General features: G+C 51.1%; 2 protein-coding genes. Both read right to left on the reverse strand.

Annotation, left to right across the window (positions count from 1 at the left end; all coding sequences use genetic code 11):
• Positions 1-204: 204 nt before the first annotated feature.
• A complete protein-coding gene (locus tag BT114_RS14760) occupies positions 205-489 on the reverse strand; it encodes a helix-turn-helix domain-containing protein (protein ID WP_072327269.1) in 285 nt (94 codons plus the stop codon).
• 599 nt (positions 490-1,088) lie between these two features.
• Positions 1,089-2,660, reverse strand: coding sequence for an IS1182 family transposase (locus BT114_RS14770; protein WP_072327270.1), 1,572 nt, complete (start codon positions 2,658-2,660; stop codon positions 1,089-1,091).
• Positions 2,661-2,826 lie beyond the last annotated feature (166 nt).

Genomic DNA, 2,826 nt, shown 5'->3' on the forward strand with positions numbered 1-2,826 from the left:
ATTCAGGGAAGGTACTGGTTCTGGTGGCCAAAGCCACCCCGGAGGTGGGTCAAAATTAATGGCCAGAAGAGGGTCAGTTTAGTTGGCCATTAACAAGTTTTGTTTGACGTATATTCATAGGTATTTAACGCCGCGCACAGCGGAGCCATTGAAGCGCAGCGAAATGGCTTCCGGCCGCCAACGGCGGCGTACTGCTGCGCTTTGTTAACCCAAAGCTCTCAATACAGCCTGAGGCTCTTTTGAAACAACGTGCAATAACGCAAGTGCAGGGCCATGTGGTATACGATCACCACGCTCCCAGTGCCTTAACGTCGCAACACTAATACAAAACTTGGAAGCAAACTCCATTTGCGTCATACCCAAGTTTTTCCGAATCTCAGCAACATTAACAGGCTCAGGACGATGTGTTCTTGCAGCAACTTTGCCACCTTGATTCAATTCAATCGCTTCCTGCAAGCCTTGAGCAATACTCTCATATGCACTAGCCATGATTTACCTCCAATGCGGTACGAACAAGAATGCTGACCAACCTGGAAAGCGCATTTCTATCAGCTTTCGATAAATTTGCTCGCTCACCTTTGCCAAACATCGTAAGCAAGTACAGAGGTATACGCTGGTCATGGTAGTAGTAAATGACTCGCACACCACCACTTTTACCCTTGCTCCCTCTACCCCAGCGAAGCTTACGAATCCCACCTGTACCCTCCATCACATCACCAGCCAGCGGATGTTCCGCAAGGTAGTCAATGACAGCCCTGCGCTCAAAGTCAGTAAGCAGTGAGTCTGCTCGCTTAATGTATTCTGGAAGTTCGGTAATCGTAGTCAGCATAGGATACAGAGTAATCCAATGGATCACTTAGTGCAAGCTACTAGAAAGGGCTAACGAGCCTGTAGAAAAACCTCTTACCAGCCAGCTTTCCCTACCAACAGCTCGTTCTCTGTTGTTCATTCTCTATTGCCGGTTTTTGTCGGCAACCCTTGGTTGATCCTGTGTTTCTGCCCTTTTCAGGCATTGGCCTCTGTAAGCCCGTTTTTATGCTGCTTTCAGCGCTGCTTTTTAGGGCTGGCCTGAGCCTTGTTCTGCTGCTTTATTGAACCAGCTTGCCATAGTGGGCCAGCTTTTCAATGTTATGGATCAGGCAGTAGAGTTGCCACTGCCCTTGCACCTTGGTTTTGCTTCTCAGGCTGAAGCGGTTCAGTCCCTTGTTGGTGCCGATGTTGCCGAAGACAGGCTCAACCACCGACATGCGGTGGCTGTAAATCTGTTTGCCCTTGGGACTATCCACACGGTGTTTCATCCAGTCGGTGTAGCTCGGTGGCCGTTTGTCATTAAGAGGGAAGCTGACTTGGCGTCCGGCCCCATTTCTGTGGTCGGCTGATGCCGGGTTCTTCATGCACTGGTGTTTTTTCTTGCAGTTCCGGCATTGCAGCAACCTGCCTTCAAAATAGGCGGTGGGAACACCTTGGTCGTTGGCTCTTGTACCCCGATGGCTGACCTGGTTGCCAGCAGGACAGATACAGATCAGGTTGATGGGGTCGAACTGGAACTCGCTGGCCGGGATCAGTGGTTTGGCTTCGGGTTTGCCGGGTGTCTGGTGGCGTTTGCCGTACTTTTCTTTCTGGTGAGCGAACTTGGGATCGCGGCTTCTGAATTGGTTGTCAGGGATGTAGCCGTTGATGCCGTTCTGGTGCAGGTATTTCATATTGGCCTCGTTGGCGAAGCCAGTATCCGCAGTAACGATGATGCCTTCTTTATAGAGGTTGTCATTGATGCCCAGTCGCTTGTAACGCGACTGGATGCTTTCCAATACCGGCTGCAGGGTGTGGTGTTCCTGTCCTTCACCGAAGGCCTGGGCATCTATGATGATCTGGTGTTTTTTATCAACCGCAGCCACGCCGTTGTAGCCCTGGATGGTGCCTTTGCTGGTGGTCATTTTGGCCGACTGGTTGTCGGTGATGTTGCTCTTCACTTCCTTGCCTCGTTTACTCTGCCCCGTCCTTGGGGTGTTGGTCTTTAGGAAGCGGTCAACCTTTTCAGCGGCTTCGTTCAGGGTCAGGATGGTTTTGGCTTTGCGGATCTCCCGATCCAGTTCTTCTTCACTTTCCCAGCTGTCTTTTTCCTGATGTTCACTGAGGTGATGACGGATCAGGCGTTTGAGTTTCTGGCGCTTCTGTTCCAGTTCTTTAAAGGTGCCTGACCATTCTTTGGAGGCATTGGAGCGCATTTTGCAGCCATCAATGGCAAAGAGTTCATGGCCGAGTAGTCCTTGCTGGTCACAGATCAGCAGCACCTGCTCAAACAGGGCTTCAATGGCCTGGCTGCGGCTGCTGACAAAATGAGCAATGGTGGTGAAGTGTGGAACCGTATCACAGGACAAAGCCTTGAAGATGATGTTGGTGTCGCAGCACCACTGGATTTCACGGCTGGAGGTGATGCCCTTGGAGTAGGCAAACAGGATGATCTTTAAAAGAATGGCCGGATCATAAGCTGGGCGGCCTTCAGCATCATTTTTGTAAGGCTGGTGAAAAGCAGAGAGATCGAGCTTTTCAGAGATCAGGTAATGCAGGGCAAACTCGAAGGTACCAGGCTGGATCTGTTCCAGGTAGTTGATCACCACCATCGACATCTGGTTGTAGTCGTAGTGTTTGAACCGGGCCATGCCAAGGCCTCCTTTACTTGTAACCGGATAACCCGATAAAACCATAGATCAGGAGGTTTTTCTACAGCCTGAACGCCGTGGACAGCGGTGGCCTTGCAGCGCAGCGGAAAGGACATCCGGCCGCCGCAGGCGGCGAACTGCTGCACTTTGTTATTGCCAACACCAC

It is taken from the genome of Marinospirillum alkaliphilum DSM 21637 (assembly GCF_900119735.1).
Classification (GTDB): Bacteria; Pseudomonadota; Gammaproteobacteria; order Pseudomonadales; family Halomonadaceae; genus Marinospirillum; species Marinospirillum alkaliphilum.

Excerpts from the sequence above, each read along its gene's own strand:
- BT114_RS14760 (WP_072327269.1), bottom strand. The coding sequence starts at position 489 with ATGGCTAGTGCATATGAGAGTATTGCTCAAGGCTTGCAGGAAGCGATT.
- BT114_RS14770 (WP_072327270.1), bottom strand. The coding sequence starts at position 2,660 with ATGGCCCGGTTCAAACACTACGACTACAACCAGATGTCGATGGTGGTG.